14 protein-coding genes are annotated in these 15,519 nt (G+C 68.1%); 3 read left to right on the top strand and 11 right to left on the bottom strand.

Annotated features, from left to right (window positions below):
• Nucleotides 1–77: 77 nt before the first annotated feature.
• From QOI01_RS04280 to fdxA, 3 genes are read right to left on the bottom strand one after another with little or no spacing between them, the layout of a single operon-like run.
• Entirely contained in the window at nucleotides 78–950 is an 873-nt protein-coding gene (locus tag QOI01_RS04280) for a proline iminopeptidase-family hydrolase (RefSeq protein WP_526378902.1), read from the bottom strand.
• Nucleotides 950–2,086, bottom strand: coding sequence for a succinyldiaminopimelate transaminase (dapC, locus tag QOI01_RS04275; RefSeq protein WP_526378900.1), 1,137 nt, complete (start codon nucleotides 2,084–2,086; stop codon nucleotides 950–952). The genes QOI01_RS04280 and dapC overlap by 1 nt, the downstream gene beginning before the upstream one ends.
• A 60-nt stretch (nucleotides 2,087–2,146) precedes the next feature.
• Nucleotides 2,147–2,473: a ferredoxin gene (gene fdxA, locus QOI01_RS04270; RefSeq protein WP_526378898.1), complete on the bottom strand. Its 327-nt coding sequence runs from the start codon at nucleotides 2,471–2,473 to the stop codon at nucleotides 2,147–2,149.
• Between the two features lie 261 nt (nucleotides 2,474–2,734).
• On the opposite strand from fdxA, the gene QOI01_RS04265 reads away from it, so the two are divergent.
• Both QOI01_RS04265 and QOI01_RS04260 read left to right on the top strand, forming a co-directional pair.
• Entirely contained in the window at nucleotides 2,735–3,295 is a 561-nt protein-coding gene (locus tag QOI01_RS04265) for a PadR family transcriptional regulator (RefSeq protein ID WP_526378896.1), read from the top strand.
• On the top strand, nucleotides 3,288–5,351 hold the full coding sequence (locus QOI01_RS04260; RefSeq protein WP_526378894.1) for an oxidoreductase: 2,064 nt from the start codon (nucleotides 3,288–3,290) through the stop codon (nucleotides 5,349–5,351). The genes QOI01_RS04265 and QOI01_RS04260 overlap by 8 nt, the downstream gene beginning before the upstream one ends.
• Before the next feature lie 114 nt (nucleotides 5,352–5,465).
• On the opposite strand, the gene QOI01_RS04255 is transcribed toward QOI01_RS04260, so the two are convergent.
• From QOI01_RS04255 to mshB, 7 genes are all read right to left on the bottom strand, one after another.
• On the bottom strand, nucleotides 5,466–6,014 hold the full coding sequence (locus tag QOI01_RS04255; RefSeq protein WP_526378892.1) for a YceI family protein: 549 nt from the start codon (nucleotides 6,012–6,014) through the stop codon (nucleotides 5,466–5,468).
• Between the two features lie 97 nt (nucleotides 6,015–6,111).
• Complete coding sequence (locus QOI01_RS04250; protein ID WP_526378890.1) at nucleotides 6,112–7,281, bottom strand: DmpA family aminopeptidase; 1,170 nt, start codon at nucleotides 7,279–7,281, stop codon at nucleotides 6,112–6,114.
• Nucleotides 7,282–7,330: 49 nt separating this feature from the next.
• Nucleotides 7,331–7,792, bottom strand: coding sequence for a DUF2231 domain-containing protein (locus tag QOI01_RS04245; RefSeq protein ID WP_526378888.1), 462 nt, complete (start codon nucleotides 7,790–7,792; stop codon nucleotides 7,331–7,333).
• 166 nt (nucleotides 7,793–7,958) lie between these two features.
• Nucleotides 7,959–10,508 carry a bifunctional FO biosynthesis protein CofGH gene (locus QOI01_RS04240; protein WP_526378886.1) on the bottom strand — a complete coding sequence of 850 codons (2,550 nt, stop codon included), beginning with the start codon at nucleotides 10,506–10,508 and terminating at the stop codon, nucleotides 7,959–7,961.
• Between the two features lie 368 nt (nucleotides 10,509–10,876).
• A complete protein-coding gene (locus QOI01_RS04235; protein WP_526378908.1) occupies nucleotides 10,877–11,263 on the bottom strand; it encodes a hypothetical protein in 387 nt (128 codons plus the stop codon).
• The gene (locus tag QOI01_RS04230; protein WP_526378912.1) at nucleotides 11,260–11,418 is read right to left on the bottom strand and encodes a hypothetical protein; all 159 of its coding nucleotides are present in this window, start codon (nucleotides 11,416–11,418) and stop codon (nucleotides 11,260–11,262) included. Before QOI01_RS04230 ends, QOI01_RS04235 begins: the two co-directional genes overlap by 4 nt.
• A 4-nt stretch (nucleotides 11,419–11,422) precedes the next feature.
• Complete coding sequence (gene mshB / locus QOI01_RS04225) at nucleotides 11,423–12,304, bottom strand: N-acetyl-1-D-myo-inositol-2-amino-2-deoxy-alpha-D-glucopyranoside deacetylase (protein ID WP_526378885.1); 882 nt, start codon at nucleotides 12,302–12,304, stop codon at nucleotides 11,423–11,425.
• Between the two features lie 22 nt (nucleotides 12,305–12,326).
• On the opposite strand from mshB, the gene QOI01_RS04220 reads away from it, so the two are divergent.
• Nucleotides 12,327–13,607: a chloride channel protein gene (locus QOI01_RS04220; RefSeq protein ID WP_526378883.1), complete on the top strand. Its 1,281-nt coding sequence runs from the start codon at nucleotides 12,327–12,329 to the stop codon at nucleotides 13,605–13,607.
• Here QOI01_RS04220 and QOI01_RS04215 read toward each other — a convergent pair.
• A complete protein-coding gene (locus QOI01_RS04215; RefSeq protein WP_526378906.1) occupies nucleotides 13,591–15,498 on the bottom strand; it encodes an ABC transporter family substrate-binding protein in 1,908 nt (635 codons plus the stop codon). The two genes, QOI01_RS04220 and QOI01_RS04215, sit on opposite strands and share 17 nt — an antisense overlap.
• Between the last annotated feature and the right edge of the window lie 21 nt (nucleotides 15,499–15,519).

Below are 15,519 nucleotides of genomic sequence, written 5' to 3'. Positions count from 1 at the left end.
GTCGTCGGTGCGGTAGCGGTCGGCCTTTTCCGCAGTTGCGAAGGGAAGCCGATCGGCGGCCTCCATGCCGTAATCGCTCATGCTGCGAGGCTATCGAGGAATGCCCGCACGACGTTGAGGAATGCCGCCGCCTCGGTGACCATCGGCAGGTGGGCAGACTGCTCGAAGATCACCATTTGAGCGCCGGGGATCGCGTCGGCCATGTCGCGCACCACCTCGGGCGTCATCTCGTCGAATCGCCCGGAGGTCACCAACACGGGCAGATCGAGTTGCCCGAGTCGGTCGGTGACGTCCCAGCCCGCCATGGTGCCGGTGAATGTCAACCCCGTGCCGACCATCGCCGCGTAGATCGCTGGGTTCATCACCTGCATCGCGGCCTGCACATGACGCGGGACGTCGTCAGTGCCGGTGAAGTGCAGCCGGTTGAACAGGCCGACGGCCGCCAGATACTCGGGATCGGTTGTGATGCCAGCTGATTCGTGCGCGTCAATGAGCGCACCAGCACCGCCGGGCAGCGCGGCCTTTAACTGCGCCACCCCGCGTCCGAAGAGCGGAATGCTTGCGCAGGTGTTGGCCAGATGCAGGCTCGCGAGCCCGGTCGGCCGACGCAGCGCGTACTCCTGAGCGATCCACCCGCCCGCGGACTGGCCAAGCACGTGTACCCGATCGAGGCCGAGAGCGTTGCGCACGACGTCGACCTCATCGACGAAAGTGTCTATTCTCCATAGGCTTTCGTCACTTGGGCGGTCGGACGCACCGCACCCGATCTGGTCGTAGTAGACAACCGGCCGGTCGACGGCCAGCTCGTCGAGATCACGCAGGTAGTCGTGCGGCATCCCGGGACCGCCGTGAATCGTCAACAGGGGCAGGGCATCGGGGTTGGAGTCGTCTCCGACGATCCGGTAGTAGATCGCGCCGTGCGGCCCGGCGATGCGCCCGTCCCGCGCCATCAGCCGAGACGTCGGACGGCCGCGTCGATCCGCTCGTCCGTGGCGGTCAGCGCCATCCGTACGTGCCTGCCGCCGCGGGGTCCGTAGAACTCCCCCGGTGCGACCAGGATTCCGAGTTGCGCCAGCGAGGCGACGGTGTCGCGGCAGGGTTCGTCCCGGGTCGCCCACAGATAGAGGCCTGCCTCGGAGTGGTCGACGGTGAAACCGGCGCCGAGGACGGCCGCCAACAGCACGTCGCGCCGCCGCGCGTAGCGCTCCTTCTGTTCCTTCTCGTGTGCGTCGTCGTCGAGGGCGGCGACCATCGCGGCCTGAATCGGCGTCGGCACCATCATTCCGGCGTGCTTGCGTACCGCGAGCAGTTCGGCGACCACCGCGGGATCGCCCGCGACGAATCCCGCCCGGTATCCGGCGAGCGACGACGTCTTCGACAGCGAGTGGATGGCGAGCAGGCCGGTGTGGTCACCACCGCACACCGAGGGGTGCAGCACCGATACCGGCGTCGCGACATCGGACCCGCGCTCGGCGTCCCAGCCCAGTCCGAGGTAGCACTCGTCGGAGGCGACCAACGCCCCCCGGTGGCGCGCCCACTGCACGACTTTGCGGAGGTGCTCGACGCCGAGGACCGCGCCCGTCGGGTTGCTCGGCGAGTTGACGTAGACCAGTTTGGGCACCCGGGGGCCGAGTTGCGTCAGCGAATCCGCAGCCACGACCTCGGCACCCGCCAGCCGCGCCCCGACGTCGTAGGTGGGGTAGGCCAACTCGGGGACGACGACGACGTCGTCAGCGGTGAGGCCGAGCAGCGTCGGCAACCAGGCGATGAGTTCCTTGGTGCCGATGACGGGCAACACGGCGTCATCGGCGAGGTCGGTGATGCCGTAACGACGACGCAGCGCCGCCACCGCCGAGGCGCGCAGGGCGGGAGTGCCCGCCGTCGTCGGGTATCCGGGTGCGGAACTGGCCGCGGCGAGGGCATGCCTGATCACGGGGGCCACCTCGTCTACGGGGGTGCCGACCGAGAGGTCGACGATGCCGTCAGGGTGTGATCTGGCCGTGGCCGAAACGTCGGCCAACGTGTCCCATGGGAAGACCGGCAGCGACGCGGAAAGCGGGCCAGTGAGCAACCTGGTCGTTGTCACGCCCGTCCTGTCGGTCGGCTTCGCTTCGCTCAGCTCTCCCATCCCATCGGTCGGCTTCGCTCAGCTCTCCTCGCCCTGGGGGGGCATGTCCTTGATGGCCTGCGGGTCGTTATCGGTCTGCCCGACCTTCGACGCGCCGCCCGGCGACCCCAACTCCACGAAGAAGTCCGCGTTGTACTGGGTGTAGCCGCTCCACTGATCCGGGACGTCGTCCTCGTAGTAGATGGCCTCGACCGGGCACACCGGCTCGCACGCACCACAGTCCACGCACTCGTCGGGGTGGATGTACAGCATGCGCGCGCCCTCGTAGATGCAGTCGACTGGGCATTCCTCGATGCATGCCTTGTCTTTGATGTCGACACAGGGTTCGGCAATGGTGTACGTCACTGATGTCTCTCCTGTCCAGTGGGCTGCCGGTCGGTTGGGACCTGGTAGGACCCCCGAGAAGCCGAAGCAAGTATGCGTTGCCCATACCTGGACGCCTGTCTCAGTGTGTCCTAACTTCACGCGCCGCCGGTTACGGGTGGCGCGTAGTTACTGATACTAGACGTTGCACATACAAGTCGACCAGTCACCTTTCGGGCATGCCGACCTCCCGGGGGTGCAACTAGTTGCATAGGACCGCCGGTAGCGCCTACGCTCCCGGGCGTGGCACTCCCCCACGCGATCCTGGTGTCGCTGAGCGAGCAGACCGGCTCCGGCTACGAGTTGGGTCGCCGCTTCGACCGGTCCATCGGTTACTTCTGGGCCGCCACACATCAGCAGATCTACCGGACGTTGCGCACAATGGAGGACGACGGCTGGGTGTCGGTCGACGTCGTCGAACAACACGGCAGACCGGACAAGAAGGTGTACGGCGTCACCGACGGCGGCCGTGACGAGTTGGCCCGCTGGATCGCCGAGCCCCTCTCCGGACGGGGCAGCTCCCTGACCGACTCGCGCACCCGCGACCTTGCCGTGAAGATCCGTGGCGCCGTATACGGCGACGTCGACGCACTGCGCGCCCAGGTCGCCGCCCTGCGTGGTGAGCGGGCCCAACTCCTCGACGCCTACCTGGGTTTCGAGAAACACCAATTCCCCGACCCCTCCGCGTTGGACGGAGCGGCGATGCACCAGCACCTGGTGCTGCGCGGCGGGATCCTCGCCGAAGAGGGATCGCTGCGCTGGCTCGACGAAGTGCTGACCGCCCTGAGAGGCAATAGTGTCTGATTTCTCCTCGCGCGAACGCTCGTCGGCGACGAACCCGTACCCGAACCTGTTGGCCCCGTTGGACCTTGGCTTCACCACGTTGCGCAACCGGGTCGTGATGGGTTCGATGCACACGGGTCTGGAGGACCGGGCGCGTGACACCGACCGACTGGCCGCGTACTTCGCCGAGCGAGCCCGTGGCGGCGTCGGGCTCATCATCACCGGCGGGTACGCCCCAAACCGCGCCGGATGGCTGCTGCCGTTCGCCGCGCAGATGGTCTCCTCGTCGGAGGCCCGGCGGCACCGTCGCATCACCACGGCCGTGCACGACGAGGGCGCCAAGATCCTGCTGCAGGTCCTGCATGCGGGACGCTATGCCTACCATCCGCTTTCGGTCAGCGCCTCGTCGATCAAGGCGCCCATCAACCCGTTCCGGCCCCGGCGGCTATCGGCACGCGGCGTCGAGAACACCATCGGAGACTTCGTACGCAGCGCGTTGCTGGCCCGCTCGGCGGGTTACGACGGTGTCGAGCTCATGGGCAGCGAAGGCTATCTGCTCAACCAGTTCCTTGCGCCGCGGACCAATAAGCGGACGGACGCGTGGGGCGGCACGCCCGAGAAGCGCCGCCGGATGCCCGTCGAGATCGTCCGGCGCACGCGCGAGGCCCTGGGCCGCGACTTCATCGTCTGCTACCGGATGTCCATGACCGACTACGTCGAAGACGGCCAGAATTGGGACGAGATCGTCTCGCTGGCAACCGAAGTCGAGGCGGCCGGTGCGACCATCATCAACACGGGCATCGGTTGGCACGAAGCGCGCGTGCCCACCATCGTCACGTCCGTGCCCAGTGGCGCATTCGTCGACGTCAGCAATGCACTGGCCGAACACGTTCGGATTCCGGTGGTGGCGTCCAACCGCATCAACATGCCGGCGGCGTGCGAGCAGATCCTCGCCGACGGGCGCGTGCAGTTGGTCTCGATGGCCAGGCCGCTGCTGAGCGACCCCGAATGGGTGAACAAGGCGCAGGCTGACGTCGCCGACGAGATCAACACGTGCATCGCCTGCAACCAGGCCTGCCTGGATCACGCGTTCGTCCACGAAACCGTGTCGTGCCTGCTGAACCCGCGGGCAGGCCACGAGACGACACTGTTGCTCGGGCCGACGCGACGCGCGAGGCGGGTAGCCGTCGTCGGAGCCGGGCCTGCCGGCCTGTCCGCGGCGGTGACGGCGGCCGAACGCGGCCACGCGGTGACGCTGTTCGAGGCGGGCTCTACGATCGGCGGCCAATTCGACCTGGCCAGAAGGATTCCCGGCAAGGAAGAGTTCAACGAGACCATCCGCTACTACACTCGAATGCTTGAAAAGCACGCCGTGGAGGTGCGGCTGAACACCCGCGCCGCCGTTGATGAACTGTCGGGGTTCGACGACGTCGTGCTGGCCACCGGCGTCTCACCGCGGATGCCCGACATCCCGGGCATCGACCACCCGATGGTGCTGTCCTACGCCGACGCGATCCTGGGGCGGCCGATCGGCAAGACCGTCGCAGTGATCGGTGCGGGAGGTATCGGCTTCGACGTCAGCGAATTCCTGGCGGACGAATCCCCGACGCTGAACCTCAAGGAGTGGAAGGCCGAATGGGGTGCCTTGGATCCATACGATGACCCGCAAGAGACGCGCGGCGGCCTGACCACGCCCATCCCGCTGCCACCGGTCAGGGAGGTCTACCTGTTGCAGCGGACCAAGGGCCCGCAGGGGCGCGGCCTTGGCAAGACGACGGGGTGGGTGCACCGCGCCTCGCTGAAGGCCAAAGGGGTGCAACAACTCTCGGGGGTCAACTACGAGCGCATCGACGACGACGGCCTACACATCAGCTTCGGATCCGGCCGCTCCGACCCCCGTATCCTCGCCGTCGACAACGTCGTCATCTGCGCAGGGCAGCAGTCGGTGCGTGATCTCGAAGAAGGGCTGCGCCGGAACGGCGTCGAGCCTCACGTCATCGGCGGCGCGGACGTCGCCGCCGAGATCGACGCCGAGCGGGCCATCCGACAGGGCACCGAGCTCGCCGCCCGCCTGTAGCCCCCCGTTCTCGCGCGACCCTCTACCTTCCGCGCGAGCGTGCGTGTCTGTACGCGACACGCCGATGCGAAACGTGCAAACACGCACGCTCGTGGCAGAGGATGGCCCGCGAAATCAGGCCTGCTTGAGGGCTTCGATGTCCAGCGTGATGGTCACCTTGTCGCCGATGACGGTACCGCCGGTCTCCAGCGGCATGTCGATGTCGACGCCGAAGTCCTTGCGGTTCAGCACGATCGAAGCCTCGAAGCCTGCGACCTCGCCGTGACCCATGCCGGGGTTGACGCCATTGAACTCGAGCTTGAGCTCGACCGGCTTCGTCACGCCCTTGAGGGTGAACTTACCGTCGAGCACGTAGTCGTCGCCGTCGGCACGCACACCGGTCGAGGCGAAGGACGCGGTCGGGTACTTCTCGACGTCGAAGAAGTCGGCGGCCTTGAGGTGCGCGTCGCGCTGCTCGTTGCCGCTGTTGATCGAATCAACCGCGATCTCGGCGGTCACCGATTGCGTGCCGTCCTCGGCGACCACGATCGCGCCGCTGAACGTTCCGAAGGTGCCGCGCACCTTGCTCACCATCAAGTGGCGCACCGAGAAGTTGATCGACGAATGAACCGGGTCGATGGCCCAGGTGCCTGCGCTCAGGTCGGTCGCTACTGCTGCAGTCATTTCAGTTCTCCTCGTATGGTGGGCACCGGCCCTCCCGGCGACCTCACCCAGTCCAAACGGACTGTAGTCCGAATTTGTTCCGGACCGTGGTCCGGAGTTACTCCCGAAGGTGCCCGAGAAGTGCCGCCAGGTGGTCAAGGGGCAGTCGTGGTGACCGGTGATCGTCGCGACCGACCATGTCGTCGTTGACCACCAGCGCGTTGAGCACCGCCTCCTCCACCGACTGCACGACCGCGGCATAGAACGCGTCCATCCGCCCCCACGGGATGAAGGTCATCGTGCCGAACTCGTCGTCGGCGGGCGCGCCCGTGGGGAAGCCGCTCTGCAGTCCGTCCGCGTCGGCGGTGGAGAACGCCAGGAAGATGTCGCCGGAGAAGTGACTTCCCGTGGTACCGGTCCTGGCCAGGCCGAGCGGCACCCGGCGGGCCAACGCCTTGCACTGTCCTGGCAGTAGTGGGGCATCGGTCGCGACGACGGCGATCACCGAACCCGCGCCGGCAGGCGGCCGCAGGCCGAGATCGACCGCGAACCATCCCGAGTCGAGCGGGTTGTCCTCGGCGAGCGACGGTCCGAACTGCCGACCGGCCACCGTCAGTTCGCTTCGCGAGCCGAAGTTCGCCTGCACGAACGTGGCGACGGTGAAGGTTCGTGCGCCGTATTCGACCAGCCTCGACGCGGTTCCGTTGCCGCCCTTGAACTCATAGCAGTTCATCCCCGTGCCGCCGCCGACCGACCCCTCGGCCACCGGGCCCGACGTGGCTGCGTCGAGGGCTGCTTCCGCGTGTTCCGGCCGCACGTGGCCGCCGTTGATGTCGTTCAGATACCCGTCCCACGTCTCCCCGCACACCGGGAGCAGCCACTGGCGTGCGAGCAGCGGCTTGACCCGGTTCACCCAACTCACCACGCCGGTGTGACAGGCGCCGACCGCATGCGTGTTGGACAGCACGATGGGTAGGTTGAACGCCCCGGCTTCTTCGATCCACGTGGTGCCGGTCATCTCCCCGTTGCCGTTGAGCGAATACCAGCCCGCCGCACATGCCCGCCCCACGCCATCGCGTCCACGGGGCAGGATCGCGGTGACGCCGGTGCGCACTGGGCCGGCCCCGACCCGAAGCGGGCCATGGCCGTCGACCAGCGTGGTGGTTCCCACCTCGAGGCCTGCGACGTCGGTGATCGCGTTGAGGGGACCCGGCTGGCCGGGCAGTGGGATCGCGAGCCCGCGGGCCCGTGGTCGTCCGTCGGCGGTGTGTGTCTGGGGTGAGGTCACGTCCACTGATTAGCACGTCCTGCGAGAAACGGCCGACCGACGTCGCACGTCAGCCGACGCTGCCCCAGACGGACTCCGCGCCGGAGTGCCCGATCCGCGCCACGGTCACGATCGAGGAGACCCCGACGACCAGTGCGACGACCGCGACCACGACGGCGGCGACCTTCTTCGGCGCCTCGGACCGGCCCTCGACCACGTGCAGAACCGCCAGGGCCAATGCCACCATCAGCAGCGCGACGGCGAAGTAGATCATCCAGCCGCCGCGCTCGGCGTGCTCCCGCAGGACCGGGCTGACCTGGGCCTTTTGGTCGTACAGCCACTCACCGGCATCAGTGGTGAGCGGCGTCAGCACCGTCGTCGCACCGGCTAGGGCGACCACCAGCCACACGAACCGGCGCCGCGCGGCTGGCCAGAACCCGCACAGGATCTCGAGCGAGGCCGTCAGAGGGGCCAGAACGACGACGGCGTGCACGAGCAGTGCGTGGGCGGGCAATCCCCAAAGCGTGGTCACGGCGTGCTCCTGAGGCTCGGCGGAAGGACGATGGACCGTCCCTCTGTATACGTGCCGAGCCTGGCAACTGGCTCACTATGCGCGGCTTCCGCGCCACGAACGTGCGGATTTGTCACTCGCGCAGCGGCGTGTCGGGTACAGACACGCACGCTCGCGCGAGGGGGGGTCAGGCGGCGAGAGCCTCATAGGTGGTGGTGCGCTGGCGCGCCGGGCGGCCGATGCCCTCGGCGATGGCCACCAACTCCTCGACGGACTTGGCCGACCCGTTCTCCGAGCCCGCCATCCGAGAGATCGTCTCCTCCATCAGGGTTCCGCCGAGATCGTTCGCGCCGCCGTTGAGCATCACCTGCGTGCGCTCCACGCCGAGCTTGACCCAGCTGGTCTGGATGTGATCGATCCTGCCGTGCAACATGATCCGAGCCAACGCATGCACCGCACGGTTGTCGCGGTGCGTGGGCCCCGGCCGCGCGCCCCCGGCGAGGTACAGCGGTGAGCTCTGATGCACGAACGGCAGTGGCACGAACTCGGTGAAGCCGCCGGTGCGGTCCTGGATGTCGCGCAGCACGTTGAGATGCCCAACCCAGTGCCGCGGGGTGTCGACGTGGCCGTACATCATCGTCGAACTCGAGCGCAGCCCCACCTCGTGCGCGGTGGTGATGACCTCGATCCACGCCGACGTGGGCAGCTTGCCCTTGGTCAGCACCCAACGGACCTCGTCGTCGAGGATCTCCGCGGCCGTGCCGGGAATGGAGCCAAGCCCGGCCTCGCGCAGGTTGGTCAGCCACTCACGAACCGACGTCCCGCTCTTGGTGACGCCGTTGGAGATCTCCATCGGCGAGAACGCATGCACGTGCATCGACGGCACCCGCGCCTTCACCGCACGCACCAGATCGGCATAGCCGGTGACGGGCAACTCGGGATCGATGCCACCCTGCATGCAGACCTCGGTGGCCCCGGCGACATGCGCCTCCCAGGCCCGGTCGGCGACGTCGTCGGTCGACAGCGAGAAGGCGTCCGCGTCGCCCTTGCGCTGAGCGAACGCGCAGAACCGGCAACCGGTGTAGCAGATGTTCGTGAAGTTGATGTTCCGGTTGACGACGAACGTCACGTCATCGCCCACCACGTCACGGCGCAGCGAATCAGCAAGGGCAGCAACCGCATCCATTGCCGGTCCATCGGCGGTGGCCAAGGCGTGGTACTCGTCGTCACTGCAGCCGGCGGGGTTGCGTTCGGCCGAGCGCAGCGCCGCGAGCACATCGGTATCGATGCGCTCCGGAGCCCGCGCGGCGAGCTCGTGCACCTTCTCGCGGATGGACTCCCAGTCGCCGAACGCACTACCGAGGTCGCTGCGGGTCTCGGTCAACCTGCCCTCGGAGTCGATCGCCGTGTTCAGATCGGTACGCCCCAGCGACTCGGTGGCCTCGTCGGGCTCCTGCCACGGATGCCCCACCGGGTTCACGTCCAACGCGAAACCCGTGTAGGGATCTGCCAGCGCGGCGACGTGACCCTGCACCCGCGGGTCGATCCATGCCGCACCCGCCTGCACGTACTGCGGCTGAGCGGTCAGTCGCTGCACCAGCTCATAGCCCGCCTCTGCAGTGACCGCGGCGAGCTCGTCCAGAGCGGGCCAGGGCCGTTCGGGGTTGACGTGATCGGGGGTCAGCGGTGACACGCCGCCCCAGTCGTCCACACCCGCGCCGATCAGGGCCAGGCACTCCTGCCGTGACACCAGATTCGGTGGCGCCTGGATGCGCATCTTCGGGCCCAGCACCAACCGGGTGACGGCGATGGTCGCCAGGAAGTCGTCGATCCCGGCATCGGGCACACCCGCCATCGCGGTGTGGTCCTTGGCCCGGAAGTTCTGCACGATGACTTCCTGCACGTGGCCGAACTCCTTGTGGGAGCGGCGAATCGCGTGCATCGTCTCGGCGCGCTCGGTCAAATTCTCACCGATGCCGACCAACAAACCGGTGGTGAAGGGCACCGACAACCGCCCCGCGTCGTCGAGGGTGCGCAGGCGCACCGTCGGATCCTTGTCGGGACTGCCGTAATGGGCCAGACCCTTCGTCTCGAACAACCGGCGTGAGGTGGTCTCGAGCATCATGCCCATCGACGGCGCGACGGGCTTGAGCCGAGAGAGCTCCGACCAGCTCATGACGCCGGGATTCAGATGCGGCAGCAGACCGGTCTCCTCGAGCACGCGGATGGCCATCGCGCGGACGTAGTCCAGCGTCGAGTCGTAACCGCGCTCGTCTAGCCACTGCCTGGCTTCGGCCCACCGCGCCTCGGGACGGTCGCCGAGGGTGAAAAGTGCTTCCTTGCAGCCCAACTCGGCACCGCGACGGGCGACGTCGAGAATCTCGTCGGGTTCCATGAACATGCCCTTGCCCGCTGCCCGCAGCTTGCCGGGGACGGTGACGAACGTGCAGTAGTGGCAGGTGTCGCGGCACAGGTGGGTGATCGGGATGAACACCTTGCGGGAGTACGTGACGGGTAACTTTCCCGTCGGACCGAACCGGCCCGCCGCGGTCAGGCCCGCGTCGCGCACCCTGGCCGCGCTGGCGCACAGATCCTCCAGATCCGCGCCACGCGCCGTCATCGCGATCGCCGCTTCCTCCACGTTGAGCGCCACGCCGTCGCGGGCTCGCCGAAGAACGCGTCGCAGCGCGGCAGGACTGGGCGGGGCGGGACTTCCTGCCGATTCGTCCGCGCCCACTGCGCCAAACTTCGAAGGCAGGGTAGGGATGGGCAGATCGGCGCCTCGCCGGGGGTTCAGAGCCACTCCCCTGTAACCCCGCGGTCGTCGAGAATCATCCACGCGTCTCACAATCCGAAACCCCTGCGCCTGGCATAGGGGTCACAGTAGTCGCAGCGCCGCGACACGGGGGCGGCCATGTCCCTGCCGGGCTTCTGCCACCCGCGTAATTTCATCGCGGGTGTCGACCGTTGCCATGAGGAGTTCGAACCTGCGCATTTCCGTGCGTTCCCATCTCATCGCGGGTGTCGCCGTGGTCGCGGCGGGCGTGATCGCGCTCCCGCCGACCGTTCCGACAAGTCCTCCGAGAAGAACTCAGCCGACAGGGACTAGGCGTCGACCTTCGACGTCAGTCGCCACAGCACGTATCCGGGCGGTCCGGCGCCGAGGACAAGGAACACCAGCGGCGCCAACTGCATGAGGCCCGCGCCGCTGAGCACGATGTCGCCTCCGGGCCCGCCGAGCGTCAGCACGGCCGTCGTGGCCAGCCACGACCAGAGCGGCAGCATGGCGAGTCGTGGTCTCGACGTCCACTGCAGCGCCGCCCACACGAACGCAGCATTGGCCAGGCCGCTGATCAGCCCGCTGACGGGCAGAGGGACCGCTCCGACGTACAGAGGAAGAAGGAAGGCCCCCGCCACCGCTGACAGAACACCATCGATAGTGAGAACGACGAGTACGGCGAACCGCACCCTGCCGGAAGATCGAGCGATCAGGTGGGAACGCTGTCGAGCAGCCCCACCAGCGAGCCGACGACCCACTGGTAGCTGTCCAGACGGTCTTGCCAGTGCTGCAGGTTGGGATCCAGATCCGGGTCCATCGCCATCCCTTCCTCAGGCCGCTGATTGATCGCAGCGTACCCCGTCCCCACGGTGCTATCCCAGGTTCAGTCCGGCCAGAAGGTCGACTTCCCAGCCGCGGCCGTCCCGCTCACCCGCCACCCCCGCGGCGAGCACGAAGTGTTCACTCGCGGATATCGGCAGCACAACCACGTTGGACAGCGCGCATGCTCGCTCACCGGAGTCCACGGTCACCTGCGTGGCGTGCGCGCGGAGCGCGGCCACCTTCGCGGCGCGGCTCTCCGGCGCGTCGACGACGGCATCGATGTCGCCGTCGGCATAGGCGAACCGAAACTCGTCGGCCGAAGCCAGGATCCAGTCGGACGGGAGACCGACCTCCGCCAGTTCGCGCGCGCCGACGTCGAAGGCGCTACGGGCCGTCACGGTCCAGTAGAACTTGGGCACCTGCCAGGGCTCACCCGGGTGGTCAGACCCGGCCGAGGCGGCTACCGCCGCCGTCGTCACCTCGTGGGCATGGACGTGGTCGGGGTGCCCGTACCCGCCGTCGGGGTCGTAGGTGACGACGACGTGTGGCCTCAGGTCGCGGATGATCGCAACGAGCGCCCCCACCGATTCACGGGGGTCGGCGTCGACGAACCGCTGCCGGCGCCGTGGCGGCGTGCCAACCATTCCCGAGTCGCGCCACCGACCCGCTCCTCCGAGGAAGATCGGCTCTGTGACACCCAAATAGGCCAGCGCCGAGGACAATTCACCGATGCGGTAGCCACCCAGTTGATCGGCGCCGTCAACGGCGAGATGAGCCCATCGCTCACCGATGACCTCGCCTTCCTCACCGAGCGTGCACGTCACGACCCGCACCTCCGCACCGCGCGCCACGTAGTGGGCGATGGTGGCGCCGGTGGTCAGTGTCTCGTCGTCCGGGTGGGCATGGACGAACAACAGCCGTGGGTTCTGCATCCGCACAGGATAGATTCACCGCGTGACACGGCGCGCCGTTGAGTACGCAGGTGCCGTCGTCGTCATCGGTCTGCTCGCCGGTGTGGCTGGCGCGGCGACCACCGTGGTTCTGCAGGCCGTCGAACACCTCGTGTACCACTACTCCTTCGGTTCGCTGTTGACGGGCGTCGGCGGCAGCAGTCCGGTGCGGCGCGCCGTCGGGCCGATGATCGGCGGAGCACTCGCCGGTTTCGGTTGGTGGATTCTGCGACGGCGTGGCGACGTCCCGTCGCTGTCGCCGACGATCGCCGAACACCGACCGATCCCCCGGTGGCGGTGGTCCATCGACGCCGGACTTCAGGTTCTACTCGTCGGATCCGGCGCGTCGCTCGGTCGCGAGGGCGCGCCACGTCAGTTCTCGGCCGCGCTCGGCGATCTGGGCACGTCGCGCTGGTCGCTGACGGCCCGTGACCGCGAAATTCTACTGGCGTGCGCGGCGGGCGCCGGACTCGCCGCCGTCTACAGCGTCCCGCTCGGCGGTGCCGTCTTCGCGGTGCGCATCCTGCTCGGAACGTGGCACCCGAGGGCGGTGGGCACGGCGCTGATCACGTCGAGCCTGGCCGTGGCGGTGTCGTCGCCGGTCACCCACCTCGAGCACACATTGGTCTGGCCGGATCCGAACCTCTCCTTCCTCTTCGTGCTTCTGGCCTGCGCGATCGCACCGTTGGCCGTGGCCGTTGGACTCGTCTTCAACAGGCTGATGACGCGGGTGCGCCCGAAGCCACAGATCCGGTCGTGGGTGCTCGTACCCGCGATCGCCGTGGCCGGCCTGGCCACCGGGGTCTGCTCGATCTGGTGGCCGGAGTTGCCGGGCAACGGTCGCAGCATCCTGGCGGTCAGCGTCGACTCGGGCCTGACGCTCGGCGGCGCGGCCGTGATCCTGCTCTTGAAACCGTTGCTGACCGCGGTGTACCTGCGCACTGGCGCGGTGGGCGGCCTGATGACCCCCGCACTGGCCACCGGCGCCGCCGCGGGCACGGTCGTGACCATTGCCATCAACCACCTGGCCGGGATTCATCTGCAAGTCGCCGCGGTGTCACTCGCGTGCGCGGCCGGCGTGCTGGCGATCACCCAGCGCGGACCACTATTCGCGGCCCTGTTCGTCTGGGAGCTCGCGCGTCCGCCGCTGTGGTTGTTCCTGGTGTTCGCGGCGGCGGCGTTCACGGCGCACGGCATCCAGCTGCTCCGCGAGCGCAACCTCGCGCGGCGGTCGAGCGTCGCTCCCCGAGCAGCCGAAGAGCGTTGGGCTAGTGAGGCCCCTTGACCCACTCGCTTGCGTCGCCGACGATGCCCACGGGTACGGCACCGGACAGGCCGACGTTCTGCACGTTGGGCCCAGCCGCGACGATGGTGGTGTCCTGCAGGATCGGAAGAACCGTGGACAGGTTCCACAACCGTGGCTCGACGGCCGTGAGCACGTCCCCGATCGGCTGGCTGCCGTCCAGCGCGGCCTCGATGTTCGGTTGAATGCTGCGATCGCAGATGCCGGTCAAGTTACTGGGGGCCTGCACCAGTTGATCGAGTCCGGCGGGCGAAGGCGCCGCGGTCGGAGTGGTGCTCGACGTCGGCGACGGTGATGGCGTCGTGCTTGGCGGCGCGCTCACCGACGGCGTCGTGCCGGTCGGCGTCGGCGTGTCACTGGACGGCGCGGTCTCCACGGGAGTCGCCTCCAGTGCGGGGCAGCCATAGCGTGACGCGAGGGCCGTGGCCAGATCTCCACCGGCCTGATGCCAGCCGACGATCGCGTCGACCCGGTTCTGCGCCAAGGCGTCGCCGTACAGCGCGGGCGGGTCGAGCGCCAGCACGGACGCGGCGATGCCGACACTGCGGAGTTGGTCGGCCGCCGTGTTCGCAACGGCGACCGACGTGGGGTCGTTGGCCGCCACCCCGACCACGAACTGCATCTGATTGCCGTTCTTGCTGATCCGGCCCCTGGTCGGCGGTGCCCCGCTCGGCGTTGGCGTGGGCACCGGGTTGGTCGAGGACACTTCCTGCTCGACGGTGTAGCCGGAGTCCTTCAGCAGTTCGAGCGCCGCCACGCGGCTCAAGGCCGGAGGAGCGGTGGGCACGTAACCCGGATCCGACGGCGACCGCACCTGGGCCTGCGCCAGGGTCACCGTGTTGTCGCTGCCTGCTCCGACCGCGGCCAGCAGGTCCACGTCGAGAAGGCCGAGGATCGCCTTGCGCACCTGGGAGTCGACCAGATCGGGTTGCTGCGCGCGCAACGTCACCTGCATCACCCGTGGTGTCACGATCCGAGCGGTGCGCACGTCGGGGATCGCGCCCAACTGGATGAAGGCCGCCTGGCCGCCGTGAACCTGGGCGACCTGCGTGTCACCGTTGCGAATCGAGTCGGCGAGTACCGCGGGCGCTCCCCCGCGCCTGAACAGAATCTGGTCCGGTTTGGCGGGCTCGGCCCAGTACCGGTCGTTTCGCGCGAGCAGGATCTCGTCGCGCTGCGGATCGATGCTGTCGACGCGGAACTGACCCCCGGTCACCGGAAGCGTCCGCACCAGTCCGGCCGCGAATCCGCCTGGCACGTCCTTCACGATGTGCGCGGGCAGGAGGTCGTTGAAGAGCTCCCGCCACGCCGGGTACGGCTGGGAGAACGTGACGACGGCGGTCTTGCCGCCGTCGACCGACTGGACGCCGGTGATGAGGTCATAGCCCGCAGGGTCGACGACACCGGGCGCGCTGACCATCTGCCGCCAGAGGTACCAGTAGTCGTCGGCGGCGATCGGTGCGTTGTCCGTCCACTGCGCCTCGGGCCTGATCTTGTAGGTGACGGTGAACGGACCCTCGCTCGTCACGTCCGCCGACTCCAGCAGCGTGGGGTCGAGCTCCCAACGCGAGCCCGTCGACGACGCGAGGTCGGGTACCGGCCGGAACGAGCTCGGCAGAACCAACGAGGAGATGGCCGCGTTCACCGGCGACTGGTCCGATAGCAGGTGCGGGTTGAACCCGGCGCCGATCGAGTCGATGGCCATGATGATCTGCGTTGCCTTCAGCGGCGGCGGCGGTGTGCTCTGCGTCGTCTCGGTGCTCTGCGGGGCGGGTGGTGGGCTGACGGTGCATGCGGCAATCAGCAATAATGTCGAGGTCAACGAGCCGACGGTGCTGGCGAGTCGTCGCAAGTTCGTCGGCACACCCTTCAGGGTATCGACAGCACGGAGCCG

This window comes from Mycobacterium sp. (genome assembly GCF_032162605.1).
Lineage (GTDB): Bacteria > Actinomycetota > Actinomycetes > Mycobacteriales > Mycobacteriaceae > Mycobacterium.
The sequence above is the reverse complement of the archived record's forward strand: the minus strand, read 5'-3'. Positions and strand labels throughout refer to the sequence as shown.